This window comes from Vibrio sp. 1249-1 (assembly GCF_033340495.1).
In genome coordinates, this window is record NZ_JAWOWJ010000524.1 from 1 (window position 1) to 709 (window position 709).

General features: G+C 47.7%; 1 protein-coding gene. It reads right to left on the reverse strand.

Features of this window, described 5'->3' with window-relative positions; translation table 11 throughout:
* Positions 1-709: aromatic amino acid transport family protein (locus R7Z50_RS27380; protein ID WP_318149733.1), on the reverse strand; the 709-nt coding region annotated here is incomplete at both ends.

Consider the following 709-nt stretch of genomic DNA (forward strand, 5'->3'; position numbering starts at 1 on the left):
CGACGTAAAATCAGTTCGGCTTTTGCATCGGCATCATCGCCGTAGTGTCGGCGCTGAACATTGGCAAAGCTAGAGATCGCTGCTGCATGGCTAAACGAGAAAATCACAACAGGAACGGCTAACCACATTGTGCTCGCAAACGCACCCATGTCCGGTGTATCAAGCACGGGCATTGTCCAGTTCGGCATTAAGTAGAATGAGAGGAAAGCTAGAATCGCAACAAGTGGGTACACCATAACGGCAAACGCGCGCAGCATCACTTTTTCGCCCGCCATCATAATGGCAATCAAAGCGAACACTAATACGCCCGAAAGTAGCTCGCGTGGTAAGGCTTCCATTCCCGCTTGGTTCACCATAAAGCTGTCTACAGTATTGGTGATGCCCACGCCGTAAATTAACAGGATTGGAAAAATCGATAGAAAATAAAGCAGAGAGATTGAACGTCCCGCTTTTGCGCCAAAGTGTTCTTCAACCACATCAGTAAAGTCGGCATTTTTGATCTTAGAAGACAATACAAAGCGCGCTAAACCTCGGTGGGCGAGGTAAGTCATTGGAAATGCCAAAAACGCCATTGCGACTAGTGGCCAAAATCCACCGATGCCTAAGTTGATTGGCAGAAACAAAATACCGGCACCAACGGCGGTCCCGAATAGGCTAAGTACCCAATGTGTGTCATGTTTTGACCAAGAGGTTGTTGTGTTTAATTCAC